Raw genomic sequence first — 11,631 nt, 5'->3', positions numbered from 1 at the left:
CCACTTCGGCTCAGGTCACCAGCGGCAGTGCCGGCCGTGCCGGCCGACCGGTGAGCAGATCGACCGCCACCACCTCGTCGGTGTCGTCGTCGATGACGGTGACGCCCACGGCCGGATGGACGGTGGTGTCCTGGCTGGCGCCCGTGTCCATGGCGAAGAGCACCGACACCGGCCGCGCCCGCACGCCCGAGCCGTACACGCCCGTGTACCGCAGGATGCGCCACCCGCCTTCGTCCCAGTGGTCGACCAGCGCCGACCGGACGATGGGCGATGCCGCCTCCCAGGCCAGTGAGTCCTCCAGCAGCTCGACCGAGGCGACGACCGGTACCTGGTCCCCGCGTCCGACGAGCGGGTGGCCGAAGACCCGCAGCCTGAGCCTGCACAGCGGCATCAGCAACCGGCGCTCCAGCTCGCTGCCGAGCACTGCCCCCACAGCCGCCCAGCCGGCGAGGAAGCCGGCCGAGGCCAGCGGCTGCCGCCCGAGTTCCGGCCACCGCGGTGCGGACGGGGCGAGCGCGGCGAGGCCACCGAGCACCCCAGGGCCGCCCGGGCGAAGGAGTGCCAGGTGATCCGGTCGTCGTCCCGGGCGCTGCAACCGCAGGAGGGAATCCGGCATGGTCGCCTTGGCGTAACCGAGGTAGCCGAGAAAACCCATCCCGAGCACGGCGGTCGCTCACCCCGGCGTTGCTGCCCTAGGGAGCAGCAGCAGTCCGGTGGCGAGGAGCAGTTCGAGCACGCCGATGCCCCGCAGCATCAGCGCCGCGCCGGGCGTCGTTCAGGACGCGGTGCCGCGTCGAGTCCGGCGGCCGCCTGCAATGCGGGGTCCGCGTCGTCCATTGGGTCCCCAGCGGCACCTGATTCGTCCGCCTCCTGCGCCGTCTCCTCGACACGGGTGGGCAGGGCGTATTCCTGGGCGAGGCAGCCAAATCCAGCGGCAGAGGGCGGGCGAGTGCCTGCGGGTAGTCCGGGGGCTGGCGCAGCAGATGGGCGACCATGGCGAGGGCCTCGGGGTCGTAACCGTCGTCGGTGTGGCAGCCGAGGACCACGAACTCGGCGAGGCCCGGCATCCAGGCCGGGCGACGGCGGGTTCGCCCTTGCGCCTACTCTGGGTGATCAGGCGCGGAGCAAGCCTGTCCGCCTGGACGGCGGAATCCCGGAACTGCACCGGCTTGGGCGTGGGGCCAGCATCTCGTCCAGGCGTCACACGTCGAACAGTTGCAGCTGCCCGTCAGTGTCGGCGTCCGCTGCCTCCGACTCCAGGTTCGGCACCGGCTGTTCCACCGGCGATGCGTCCTGCCCGTCGTCCGGATCCTCCGAACCAGCCGGTCGACCCACGGCCTCCGCCGCTGCCCTATCCGCCTCCTCCGTCTCGTCGCCCTTCGGTGTCGGCAATACGTACTCCTGCGCCAGGCCGGCCAAGTGGAGGGGGAGGGGCAGGGCAAGGGCCTGGTCGTAGTCCGAGGGCTGGCGCAGAACGTGGGTCAGGAGGGCGAAGGATCTGGACCGTGCGGCGCCAGACCACTCCTGCACCCGGTGGCTTGACTGACAAGGGCACCAAGGGCAAGCGGGCCCGCAAGGTTCCCATCATCGAGGAAATCCGCCCCCTGGTCGCTCAGCGCATTCTGTCCGCTGGCCCCAATCCCGCCGCTCGCCTTTTCACGGGCCCGCGCGGCGGTCGCATCTCCACTGCGGTCCTGCGCGACGCGACCCACTGGGACGACGTGGTCACCAAGCTCGGCTACGAACACCTGCGCCGCCACGATCTCCGGCACACGGGACTGACCTGGTTCGCCGACGCGGGGGTCCAGGTTCACGTCCTTCGTAGGATCGCCGGCCACGGATCGCTGATGACCACCCAGCGCTACCTGCACCCGGACGTACACAAGATCACGGCCGCTGGCACAGCACTCTCCGCGCACCTCAGCGCGCTACGCTCCCTGCCGAGCCCGATCGTGATCACCCGCTGACCTCAGTCAGGGACACTGGTCCCCAACTAGTCCCCAAGAATGATCAAGGGTCGGTTTCGGATCTCTCCGAAACCGACCCTGACCTGCGACTCTCACGAGTCGGGACGACAGGATTTGAACCTGCGACCCCTTGACCCCCAGTCAAGTGCGCTACCAAGCTGCGCCACGTCCCGCTACGACTCCCCCTGGTGTTCCCAGGCGGCCGCGCAGGACAAACATTACCTCACTCCGTTGACCGGATCGACGCCCGTGCCTGGTGGGCGCGGGTGGCGAGCGATTCGGCGCCGCACGCGGTGGCCAGTTTCTGCGCCCGGGCGAGCTCCTTCGGGGAGCGGATCGCGACGCCGTAGTCGAAGCGGGCCAGGGCATGTTCGTACGCGGACGGGGAGGCCTCCAGGTGCCGGACCGCGTCGGCGAGCAGGTGCTGGGCGTCCTCGGGACGGGCGAACAGCGAGACGCAGCGCAGCGCCTCACCGATCGCGGTCTCCGTGCCGAACCTCTCCGCGTGCACCCGGGCCGAGGTCGCGAGTTGCGCGGCGCGGGCCGGGTCGTCATCGGCCAGGGCGCGGGCGAGATCGCCGGCCCAGGGGGCCCAGATGCCGTTGAACCTGCCGCGCGGCTCGAGCGCCTGGCCGGCCGCTTCCAGTTCGGTGACGGCCTCCTTCGTACGGCCTTCGGCGAACAGGAGACGGCCTCGGACGCACGGCGCGTCGGGCAGCACCATGGCGCTGGGATAGGGCAGCCCGAAGTGGTACCTGTCAGCTATCGTGCGGGCCTCGGAGACGCGGCCGCGGGCCAGCAGTGTGTCGATGAGGAGGCAGGCCGCGTCCCAGTGGACGGGCAGACCGCTGCCGACACGGTCGGCGAGCCGCAGCCCTTCGCGCAGGAAGCCCTCGGCCTCGGCCAGTCGGCCGCGACGGCGGTGGACCAGGCCGAGGAGGGTGTGCGCGAATGCGAGGTGGGCGCCGCTCCAGCCGGAGATCTCGAAGGCGCGCACTGCCTCGCTGAAGAGTTCCTCGGCCCGGTCGAGCTGGTCGGTGAAGGCATAGGTGATGCCGACCAGGGTGGGGAACTCGAAGCCCCATTCGGTGTCGGTCCAGCCCAGACCGCGGGCGGGGCGCCCGTCGACCAGGGCGCGTTCGCAGAGGTCGACGACGAGTTGGGAGTTCTCGCCGCGCAGCATGGCGTCGAACGCGCGGATGGTGAGCAGGGCGCGTTCGGCGTTGTCCTTGCCGGTGAGGTGGTCGGCGTTGCGGGCGAGCCGACGGGAGCGGCCGGGCCCGTCGTCCTCGGCGGCCTGCATGCCCTCCCACATGAAGTGCGCGGCCTGGAGGCGCATCTGCCCCGGGCCGGGGGCGGTGCGTCCGACCTCCGCGGCGAGGGCGAGCGCGGCTTCCTTCAGCTGGTTGTTGTGGGAGAGGGCCGCGGCCAGCCGGAAAGTGGCGTCGACCCGTACGTCGTCGTCGAGTCCGGGCAGATCGAGGGCGGCGCGCAGATGCTGGACCGTGGTGGGCGGGGAGCTGAGCAACGTGGCGCAGCCCAGTTCGTACAGCAGCGTGGCGCGCACCTGGTGGCGCGGCGGTTCCCGCAGGGCTCGCTCCAGGCAGCGGCGCGCGGCCTCGGGTGCGCCGACGGCGAGGTGCTGGCCGGCTGCTTCACGGAGTTGCTCGACCAGTTCCTGGTCGTCGTCCGGGTGGACTTCGAGGAGGTGGCGGGAGGCCGCGGCGGCACCCAGTCCGGCCCGGGCGATCGCCCAGGCGGCCCTGCCGTGCATGGCGGTGCGGGTGGCCGGCGGGATGGAACGGTAGACGGCGGTGGCGATCAGCGGGTGGACGAATTCGAGCGGGTCGAAGCCGCTGACGATACGGGCGTCGCGCAGCCGTGCGGTGCAGTCGGCGGCCTCGGCGGGACTCATCCCGGCGAGGGTGGCGGCGAGGTCCTGGGAGATGTCGGTGCCGAGGACGGCGGCGGCCCAGGCGAACCGGTTGGCGTTGGTGCCGAGCCGTTCGAGCCGGGCGACGAGTCCGCTGCCGCGGGCCGATGCGCCGAGTTCGCGCAGCAGTCCGGCCGACTCCTCCAGTGGCGGCAGTTCGCGGTCCTGCACCTTGGCGACGAGTTCGACCGCCTCGTACGGGTTGCCGCCGGTGACGGCCCACACCTCGCGGCAGAACGGATCGTCGGCGTGGTCGCCCAGCGCCGCCCTGACCAGTTCGGCGGTGGCGTCGGGGGTGAGGGCGCGCAGCGCGACCCGGACCTGTGCCGGGTGTCCGCTGCCGTTGCCGCCCTCCGTCTTCCGCGCCGCCAGCTCGTCCGGGCGGTGCGCCTGGACGACCAGAACGGGCAGTTCGCCGAGGCGCGCGGTGAACGAGGCCAGCCAGGCGAGGGATTCGCCGTCCGCCCAGTGCGCGTCGTCGATGATCAGCAGCAGCGGACGGTGACTCAGCCGTGAGGCGAGCCGCGCGACGACCCAGTCGATCCCGTCCCGCACACCCTGCGGATCGGGCTGCGGGCCGGTGGGTTCGGCGAGCCCGAGGGCGGGCGCGGCGATCTCGTACCAGGCCCCGAAGAGACTCTTCACCTCGTCGGGCGGGAACTGGTCGAGGCCGGGCTGCAGGAGTTGGCGTACGACGTGGAACGGTACGGACGTGACCGTCTCGCCGCCGCGCGCGGACCAGACGGTGCAGCGGTCCGCCGCCAGGGCCTCGATCTCGGCGAGCAGTGCGGTCTTGCCGATGCCTGCCTCGCCACTGAAGATCAACAGCCCGCCGACGGCCTGGGCGCCGCACAGGGCATCCACGGCTTGTGCGGCGGCAGCGAGTTCCGGATCGCGCTCGTACAGCGGCCGGGACGGCTTCATGCCTACCCTCCCCATAGTGGTACGGATGACTCTCGACACTAGTCGTGCGCGGGGGGCCACCGACAGTGGTTCGGACAGTTCGTCGCAGGTGCGGGGCACAATCGAAGGGTGGACGAGACGCACAGGGACCGCGACGCCGAGGGCCGGGCGCGCAACGCGCGCCCCCGGGACGGGCTGGGGCGCCCGCTGCCGTACGGGACGCCCGGGGTGGAGCGGCAGCCGGAGGGGGTGATCCGGTCCCCCGACGAGACGCTGCGGGAGGCGCAGCGCCTGCTGGACGCGGGGATGCCGTTCCATGCGCACGAGGTGTTCGAGGATGCGTGGAAGTCGGGTCCTGAGGAGGAGGGGGAGTTGTGGCGCGGGCTGGCACAACTGGCGGTGGGGCTGACGCATTCGGCCCGCGGCAATACGACGGGCGGGGCGCGGCTGTTGCGACGGGGTGCGGCGGCGCTCGCGGAGTGCGCGCAGTCCGGCGGGTTCGTGGAACCCGGGGAGTTCGGGGACGCGGTTCCCTACGGGATCGGGGTCCATGGACTGATCGACTGGGCGCAGGAGCTGGCCGGACGGGTGGAGGCGGCGGACGCGCAGCCGGTGGATGCGGCCGAGGAGGCGCCGTGTCTGCGGCCGGAGCGCCGGTAGACCGGTGAGGCGGCGAGCCGGCCGGCTGCGATCGTTTTCGGGCTCCCCTCGCCCGGACGGGCGAACACGACGCCGCGAAGCTATTACCATCCCGCGTCATGAGCACTTCTGACCAGGACCAGTCCGTGGACACCCCGATACCCGCCCCCGACGCCGGTACAGCGGCCGAGGTCGAGGCCGAGACAGAGGTTGAGGCCGAGGTCGAGGCCGAGACAGAGGTTGAGGCCGAGACAGAGGGCGAGGCCGAGGGCCGCAGACTGACACCACGTCAGGCGAGACGGCTGCGGATCGCCCTCTCGTCGGTCGGCATGGTGGCGATGGCGGTCGTGCTCGGGCTGCGGATCGCGAGCCGGTCGTCCGTTCTGGTGGTCGGGGTGTACGGGCTTGCGCTGATCCTGTGCGGGGTCGTGATCGAGCTCAGCCGCAACGGCCGGACCCGGCTGGGCAGTTGGCTGCTGGCCGTCGGCCTGGTGGCGGCGATCGGTTCGGACTGGCTGCTGATCCCCTGACGCCGCGCCCAGGGTCTTTCGTTCGGATCAGGCTGGATCAGGGACAAACGAGAGGCCCTGGGGCTCAGTGCACCGTGATCCGCACGGTTCCGCCGTGCGGGTCCACCCGGTCGAGCCAGTCACCCCGCAGCCGGAACGACCGGTTCGGCACGGCGGGCAGCAGCAGCCGCTCCCGGTGGAGTACGTGTCCGTCCTGGCCGACGACGAGGAACGGGCGGAGCAGCCGCCGGCCGGTGCGCAGAGTGAAGCGGTCGTGCAGCGGGCGGCTGCCGTCCAGGGCGACGAGGTTCGGCGCGATCCACTCCAGCGGGGCGTCGACGGCGAGCGCCGGACGGCTGGTCGGCCAGGGCTCCGCTGCCAGGTGACGCAGTACGGGAGCGGCCACGGCCCGGCCCTCGGCGGCCGCGGTCCCTGCGCTCTCCACCGCGTGCAGCAGATTACCGACGGCGAAGACACCGGTCGCCCGGGTGCGGTACGAGGCGTCGTATGCGGGACCACGGGTGCCGGGGTCCAGGGTCGCCCCGCCGCGCCGGGCCAGCTCGTGATCGGGGATCCAGTCGCCGGTGAAGACCACGGTGTCGCAGGGCAGGGTCGTGGTCCGGCCGTCACGGTGGCGCAGTGAGACGCCGGTGAGCCGCTCCCGGCCGCTGAGTCCGGTGACGGTGGCGTGTGTGAGGAGCGGTGTGCGGTGCCGTGCGCGTACCGGGGCGGCGGGCAGCGGGGACGGCGGCTGGTCGGTGACCAGGGCGACCACGTCGAGGCCGGCCACCCTCAGTGTGTCCGCTGCGGCGTGGCTGACGGGTTCGTTGCCGATGACGACCGCTCGCGTACCGATCCGCTGTCGGAAGAGGTGGACCGACTGTTGGAGTTCACCGGTGGTGTAGACGCCGGGCGGGCGGGTGCCGGGGACGAGCCGGGCGCTGCGCGGGCGTTCGCGCGCGCCGGTGGCGAGGACGACGGCGCGCGCGGTGATGCGTTCGAGTCCGGTGGGTTCGGTGGTGTCGAGCGTGCGGGGTCCGGCCCAGCCGGTGACGGTGACGGAGGTACGGAGGGTGGCTCCGGCCCGGACGGCCGCGGCCACGCACTGTCGTGCGTACACGGGCCCGATGGCCCCTCCCCCGATGCGGCCGGCACCGAATCCGCCGTGGAAGCAGTGGCGCGGGATGCCGCCCGCGGTCTGTTCACGTTCCAGGATCTCGACGTGGCCCGCGCCGGACGCGGCGAGCTCGGCCCCGGCGCCGAGACCGGCCGGTCCCGCCCCGACGACCAGGACATCGACGGTCCGCTCGCGCCGGGTCATGGCCGGGCCTCCTCGATCAGGGCACGGACTGCGGCCCCGCAGTAGAACCCCTGGCAGCGTCCGCCGCCGGCCCGGGTCCGGCGCCGCAGCCCGTCCTTCGACCGCGCCGGGATCGTACTGGTCAGCGCGTCCCGGATCTCGCCCGCGGAGACCCGTTCGCAGTGGCAGACGAGGGTGCCGTAGGCCGGGTCGGCGGCGATCAGCTCCGCGCGCCGGTACGGGCGGGGGAAGGCCTCGCCGAGCTGGGGCATGGTCAGCGGCGGCAGTTCGGTCGGCGTACCGAGATCGAGACCGGTGCCGGCGAGCAGTTCGGTGACGTACGCGGCGATGGCCATGGAGGCGGTGAGGCCGGTGGAGCGGATACCGCCGACAGCGACGTACCGCTGGTCGGGGTAGGCCCGGATGCGGTAGTCCTCGTGGCCGGTGGCGGCGCGCAGTCCGGCGTAGACGGCCGTGACTTCCTCGTCGAGCAGCCCGGGCAGGATCCGGCGGCCCTTCTCGCGCAGGAGCGCGAGACCGTCGGCGCTGGATCCGGTGGCGGTCTTGTCGTCGAGCTCTTCGGCGGTCGGCCCGAGCAGGACGTTGCCGAAGACGGTCGGTGCCACCAGGACGCCCTTGCCGGCCGCGGTGGGTACCGGAAGCAGGATGTGGTCGACGAGATCGCGGGCGAGCTTGTCGAAGACGATGAGCTGGCCGCGGCGCGGAGTGACGGTGAAGGCGTCGTGGCCGAGTTGCCGGTCGAGTTCATCGGCGCACAGACCGGCGACGTTGATCAGGTAGCGGGTGCGCAACGGGCCGCGCGTGGTGGTGAGGGTGTGGACGTCCTGACCGCTGTCGATGTGCCGGACCCGGCAGTTGAGGTGGAGATGGACTCCTGCGCGCACGGCCTGGGTGGCGTACGCGAGGGGCGTCGTCCAGGGGCAGATGATGCTCTCGTCGGGGATCTCCAGCGCGCCGAGCGCACCCGGGCCCAGATGGGGTTCACGGGCACGCAACTCGTCGGCGTCGATGATGCGTGCCGCGTGGTAGTCGTTGCGTTCCGCCTTTGCCGCCAGGGCGGGGAGTGCGGCGAGCTGTTCCTCGTCCCAGGCGACGAGGAGGGCGCCGATGCGTTCGACCGGGATGCCGGTCACGGCGGCGTACGCGGCGAGTCTGCGTTGACCGTCGCGCACGAGGCGGGCTTCCAGCGAGCCGGGTACGGCGTCGAAACCGGTGTGCAGGATCGCGGTGTTGGCCTTCGACGTCCCGTTGCCGATGTCGTCGGATCCGTCGATGAGGGCGGTGCGGAGCCGGTAGCGGGCGAGTTCGCGGGCGACGGCGGTGCCGACGACTCCTGCACCGATGACGGTCACGTCGTACGTCGTCGCATCCCCGTCGCCGTCAGGCAGGCGGTGCGCCAGGGCTCCGGTCGCGGTGATCGTCGGTGTCATGTCGTCTCTCCCGGGCCGCGCCGGTCGGCGATGCCCGTCATGCGCGGTCCAGCAGGGTCTCCACCGCCGCGCGGAACCGGGCGAGGCGTTCGGCGGCCTCGTCCGCGCCGATCCGGGGTTCGTAGACGGCGGCCGGTTCCCATGCGGGTACCGCCTGGTGGAGCGGCAACTGCGGGTCGAGGCCCAGCCGGGCGACGGCCCCGACGCCGAGTGCGGTGACGTCCGGCAGTGCGGACACCTCGACCGGCCGCTGCAGCAGGTCGGCCTGGGTCTGCATGAGGAGCGCGGAGCGGGTCAGGCCGCCGTCGACGCGGAGCGAGGTCAGCGGTCCGCCGAGGTCGGTGGCAACGGCATCGGCCAGTTCGACGACCTGCGCGGCGATGCCGTCGCACAGGGCCCGCACCAGGTGCCCCGCGGTGGTGTCCAGGCCGAGGCCGGTGACCGAGCCGCGCAGATCACTGCGCCACCAGGGTGCGGCAAGTCCGGCGAGCGCCGGTACGAACGTGACCGTGCCGGCGTCGGGGACGGTGGAGCCGACCGGGTCGAGGTCGGTGGCGCCGGAGATCACTCCGAGGTCGGTGAGCCACCGGACGGCGGATGCGGCGGTGTACACCTGCCCGTCGAGGCAGTAGCTGGTACGTCCGCCGAGCTGCCAGGCGACACAGCTGACCAGCCCGGTGGAGCCGCGGCGCGGCGTGGGCCCGGTCTGGGCGAGGAGGAAGGCACCGGTGCCGTAGGTGCATTTGGCGGTACCCGGTTCCAGGGCGCCCTGGGCGAGGAGGGCGGCCTGCTGGTCGACGAGCAGTCCGGTCAGCGGGAGTTCACCGCCGAAGACGCGCGTCGCACCGACGGGCCCGGCGGCGTCGACGACGGACGGGAGCCGTTCACCGGAGAGGCCGAAGATGTCCAGGGCGGCGGGTGACCAGCCGACCCGGTCGAGGTCGAGCAGCTGGGTTCGTCCCGCGGTCGCCGCGTCCGTGACGAACGCCCCGGTCAGCCGGTGGACGAGCCAGGCGTCGCTGGTGGTGACCACGCCCTCGCGGGTCAGCTCGCGGCGGATCCAGGCCATCTTCGGGGCGGCGAAGTACGGATCGAGCGGCAGTCCGGTGAGTTGTTTCAACTCCTCGTCGTGACCGGCGAGTTCGGCGCACAGCGATGCGGACCGCCGGTCCTGCCAGACGATGGCGTCGGTGAGCGGCCGCCCGGTCGCGGGGTCCCAGGCGAGCACGGTCTCCCCCTGGTTCGCGAGTCCCACGGCGGCCACCGGCTCACCGGCTTCGTGCACCGCCTGCCGTCCGGCGTCGACGACCGAGGCGAGCAGCTCGGCGGGGTCGGCCTCGACCACTCCCCCGGCGCCGTACCGAGGCCGCACCGGAGCCGATCCGGAACCGATCACTCCGCGCTCCGGGCAGATCACCAGCGCCTTGGTGCCGGAGGTGCCCTGGTCCACGGCGAGTACCGGGCCTGTCATCGACACTCCAGCTGTACGGAAGCTCTGCGGCTTGAACGGAATCGTGATCACTGGTCGCTGACGCACACAGTGGTGCAGACCACCGCGTACGTCAAGCGCCGTCCACACCCCTGACGGAGCGACCGCATGGTGGTCAACTGACCGTTGATTCACAGGACTTGAGTAAGATCCGCGAATCTGTCAGGTGGTCGACACCAGGCGTTCTACACTCACCGCCGAGCAACAACCGGACACTCCTGAGCAGTTCGTTCTCCAAAGGCTGCTTCACCCCCCACGTGCTTGAGGATTGATGAGACCGACACACTTTCCCGTGCACCGACATCACGGTCACCGGGCCTTCCGCTCCTGCACGGCTGTACCACCTCCGGGTGGCGTGACGCGCTGAGAACACCTCCGATCCGCCCCGTTCGGCGCTGTCGCACGGGAGCGGGGCGAGCCCATGGCCAACAGTGATTTCCGGCCGGTCTATCACCCTGCCGGACATGACAACGAGTTACGTGCCGCGTTACAGGACCTGCGTACCGGTCGCTGGGTCTCCATGCGCAATCTGTTGGAGAGCACTCCGGACTGGACGCTGTGGACCCAGCGCACCCAGGTGCTCGGAGCGGTCGCCGCGGGATCCGACGCCGTACAGGCCTGGCGGGCCGAGGAGCCCGGAAGCGTCGCAGCCGTCGTGATGCACGCACGGGTCGTCGTGGAGCGGGCGGTACGCGCTCATCGCGAAGGACACCACCGGGCGCAGGAACTGTGGCAGGAAGCCTGGGAGGCCTGCAGCGCCGCCGCCCACGCCACCCCGACCGACCCGGTGCCATGGGTGTGCCTGCTGGCCCTGTCCCAGCTGGACGAGGAGCAGCGACTGAAGGAGCACCGGCTGCATCCGCCGGGGCCGATGCTCTTTCCCGGTCCGTGGAGCCTGCTGGCGGAAGCCGACCGGCGCGATCCGGGCAACCGCGAGGCCTACCACCGGATGCTCCAGTTCGTATACGCGCGCAAGGCCGGCGGCACCCTCTCGGAGGCGGTCAATTTCGCCCAGTGGGCAGCCTCTTCGGCACCCGACGGCTCCGCGCTCCATGTCCTGCCGCTGTATGTGCGGGTCGAGCGCTACCGCCGCGAGCACGGGCAGGAAAAGGCTCTGGATCTTCACTGGGTCACCGAGGACGCCGAACGGGATGCCGAGCGGGCCCTGCGCCTGTGGTTCCACCGTACGGATCCCGCCGGACAGTCCCTGCTCGACGTCAATCATCTCGCCCACGCGCTGTGGGGCTCCCTGCGGTTCGCCGACGCGGCCCCCGTGTTCCGGGCGCTCGGGCCGTACTTCACCACGCTGCCCTGGTCGCACCGCACCCGCACCCCCCGCGACCCCTCGGCCGCCGAGGACGTGTTCCTGCGTGCCCGGAGCCGCTGTCTCGCCACAGCACGCGAACCAGGACGCGGACCGCACGGCTGAGCCCACCGAGC

General features: G+C 71.9%; 10 protein-coding genes, 1 tRNA gene and 2 pseudogenes. 4 read left to right on the top strand and 9 right to left on the bottom strand.

The genetic code is table 11. The features are described 5' to 3' along the window. Positions 1 to 10 precede the first annotated feature (10 nt). The 4 genes and pseudogenes from OHA03_RS36530 to OHA03_RS36515 form a co-directional block, all read right to left on the bottom strand. Positions 11 to 664, bottom strand: coding sequence for a hypothetical protein (locus OHA03_RS36530; RefSeq protein WP_267008320.1), 654 nt, complete (start codon positions 662 to 664; stop codon positions 11 to 13). 28 nt (positions 665 to 692) lie between these two features. Then, the gene (locus tag OHA03_RS36525) at positions 693 to 1,067 is read right to left on the bottom strand and encodes an RNaseH domain-containing protein (protein ID WP_267008319.1); all 375 of its coding nucleotides are present in this window, start codon (positions 1,065 to 1,067) and stop codon (positions 693 to 695) included. Between the two features lie 133 nt (positions 1,068 to 1,200). Continuing rightward, positions 1,201 to 1,392, bottom strand: a complete 192-nt coding sequence (locus tag OHA03_RS36520; protein WP_267009696.1) for a hypothetical protein — start codon at positions 1,390 to 1,392, stop codon at positions 1,201 to 1,203. A 51-nt stretch (positions 1,393 to 1,443) separates the two neighbouring features. After that, positions 1,444 to 1,530, bottom strand: a pseudogene (locus tag OHA03_RS36515) (hypothetical protein); the annotation flags it as partial. Here OHA03_RS36515 and OHA03_RS36510 point away from each other — a divergent pair. Further along, positions 1,497 to 1,967, top strand: a pseudogene (locus tag OHA03_RS36510) (tyrosine-type recombinase/integrase); the annotation flags it as partial. The pseudogenes OHA03_RS36515 and OHA03_RS36510 overlap by 34 nt on opposite strands. Positions 1,968 to 2,066: 99 nt before the next feature. Here OHA03_RS36510 and OHA03_RS36505 read toward each other — a convergent pair. Together OHA03_RS36505 and OHA03_RS36500 are read right to left on the bottom strand one after the other, a co-directional pair. Then, positions 2,067 to 2,140: transfer RNA gene (locus OHA03_RS36505), tRNA-Pro, on the bottom strand. Between the two features lie 50 nt (positions 2,141 to 2,190). Further along, the gene (locus tag OHA03_RS36500; RefSeq protein WP_267008317.1) at positions 2,191 to 4,824 is read right to left on the bottom strand and encodes an AAA family ATPase; all 2,634 of its coding nucleotides are present in this window, start codon (positions 4,822 to 4,824) and stop codon (positions 2,191 to 2,193) included. Between the two features lie 108 nt (positions 4,825 to 4,932). Here OHA03_RS36500 and OHA03_RS36495 point away from each other — a divergent pair, with 108 nt between their 5' ends. Next, positions 4,933 to 5,463 carry a DUF309 domain-containing protein gene (locus OHA03_RS36495; protein ID WP_267008316.1) on the top strand — a complete coding sequence of 177 codons (531 nt, stop codon included), beginning with the start codon at positions 4,933 to 4,935 and terminating at the stop codon, positions 5,461 to 5,463. 98 nt (positions 5,464 to 5,561) lie between these two features. Further along, entirely contained in the window at positions 5,562 to 5,972 is a 411-nt protein-coding gene (locus OHA03_RS36490) for a hypothetical protein (protein WP_267008315.1), read from the top strand. A gap of 64 nt (positions 5,973 to 6,036) precedes the next feature. Here OHA03_RS36490 and OHA03_RS36485 read toward each other — a convergent pair whose 3' ends face one another. The 3 genes from OHA03_RS36485 to OHA03_RS36475 are packed head-to-tail and all read right to left on the bottom strand — an operon-like array spanning position 6,037 to position 10,173. Further along, on the bottom strand, positions 6,037 to 7,272 hold the full coding sequence (locus OHA03_RS36485) for an FAD-dependent oxidoreductase (RefSeq protein WP_267008314.1): 1,236 nt from the start codon (positions 7,270 to 7,272) through the stop codon (positions 6,037 to 6,039). After that, positions 7,269 to 8,702, bottom strand: a complete 1,434-nt coding sequence (locus tag OHA03_RS36480) for an FAD-dependent oxidoreductase (protein WP_267008313.1) — start codon at positions 8,700 to 8,702, stop codon at positions 7,269 to 7,271. The genes OHA03_RS36485 and OHA03_RS36480 overlap by 4 nt, the downstream gene beginning before the upstream one ends. Before the next feature lie 37 nt (positions 8,703 to 8,739). After that, a complete protein-coding gene (locus tag OHA03_RS36475; protein ID WP_267008312.1) occupies positions 8,740 to 10,173 on the bottom strand; it encodes an FGGY family carbohydrate kinase in 1,434 nt (477 codons plus the stop codon). A gap of 439 nt (positions 10,174 to 10,612) precedes the next feature. Here OHA03_RS36475 and OHA03_RS36470 point away from each other — a divergent pair, with 439 nt between their 5' ends. Continuing rightward, positions 10,613 to 11,620: a hypothetical protein gene (locus tag OHA03_RS36470; RefSeq protein WP_267008311.1), complete on the top strand. Its 1,008-nt coding sequence runs from the start codon at positions 10,613 to 10,615 to the stop codon at positions 11,618 to 11,620. Positions 11,621 to 11,631: the final 11 nt, after the last annotated feature.

Source organism: Streptomyces sp. NBC_00154 (assembly GCF_026342835.1).
Taxonomy (GTDB): domain Bacteria; phylum Actinomycetota; class Actinomycetes; order Streptomycetales; family Streptomycetaceae; genus Streptomyces.
The sequence above is the reverse complement of the archived record's forward strand: the minus strand, read 5'-3'. Positions and strand labels throughout refer to the sequence as shown.

Coding starts and splice junctions, on each gene's coding strand:
- OHA03_RS36480 (WP_267008313.1), bottom strand. CDS start 8,702: ATGACACCGACGATCACCGCGACCGGAGCCCTGGCGCACCGCCTGCCT.
- OHA03_RS36500 (WP_267008317.1), bottom strand. CDS start 4,824: ATGAAGCCGTCCCGGCCGCTGTACGAGCGCGATCCGGAACTCGCTGCC.
- OHA03_RS36475 (WP_267008312.1), bottom strand. CDS start 10,173: ATGACAGGCCCGGTACTCGCCGTGGACCAGGGCACCTCCGGCACCAAG.
- OHA03_RS36485 (WP_267008314.1), bottom strand. CDS start 7,272: ATGACCCGGCGCGAGCGGACCGTCGATGTCCTGGTCGTCGGGGCGGGA.
- OHA03_RS36525 (WP_267008319.1), bottom strand. CDS start 1,067: ATGCCGGGCCTCGCCGAGTTCGTGGTCCTCGGCTGCCACACCGACGAC.
- OHA03_RS36490 (WP_267008315.1), top strand. CDS start 5,562: ATGAGCACTTCTGACCAGGACCAGTCCGTGGACACCCCGATACCCGCC.
- OHA03_RS36470 (WP_267008311.1), top strand. CDS start 10,613: ATGGCCAACAGTGATTTCCGGCCGGTCTATCACCCTGCCGGACATGAC.